Below are 727 nucleotides of genomic sequence, written 5' to 3' on the forward strand. Positions count from 1 at the left end.
GATGTATCCACTTCGATAGCCAGGCATTCCCGTGTGGCTTCATCTTCAACATTCAGGGTGCGAAATCGCTTCCCGCAATACAGCGTGTCATGCATGAAGTCCAGTGCCCACTGGTGATTCGGCTCCATCACCACCTCCAACGGTTTCGCTGCTCGCTTAGGTAAAACACGTTTTTGGCGCCGCTTTAGGTTCAAGCCCATTCGGCAGTAAACTCGGTAGACTCGCTTGTGATTGAAGCTGAGCCCTTTTGTAGCGCATGCGTCCATAACACTTCCAGAAGCCTGCCTGCGGGGACTGGCTCAACACCGCATTGATAGCATCAATGACATCGGCATCCGCTACCCGCCAGTCTCTGGGTTTGCGGTAAAAACTGGCACGCCCTAACTGAATGAGCCCACAGGCTTTTACAACGCTCAGGCCAACGTTAATCAGGATGTGTATACAATCCCGCTTGTCGTTGACTACCAGCCCTTTTTTGCAAATAGCTCCTTCATCGCATGATTTTCCAGGCTGACATCTGCGTACATTTTCTTGAGCTTGGAGTTTTCAGCTTCAAGCTCTTTAATTCGTTTGAGCTCGGAGGCTTCTAGGCCACCGTACTTGGCTTTCCAGTTATAGTACGTTGCACTACTGATACCATGCTGGCGGCAGATATCATCGACTTTCATGCCTGCATCGGCCTCTCTGAGGATCGCAACGATCTGAGTTTCGGTGAACCGTGACTTTT

1 pseudogene is annotated in these 727 nt (G+C 50.6%); it reads right to left on the reverse strand.

The features are described 5' to 3' along the window. A pseudogene (locus CS022_RS24610) lies at positions 1 to 727 on the reverse strand (transposase); the annotation flags it as partial.

This window comes from Veronia nyctiphanis (genome assembly GCF_004116385.1).
Taxonomy (GTDB): domain Bacteria; phylum Pseudomonadota; class Gammaproteobacteria; order Enterobacterales; family Vibrionaceae; genus Veronia; species Veronia nyctiphanis.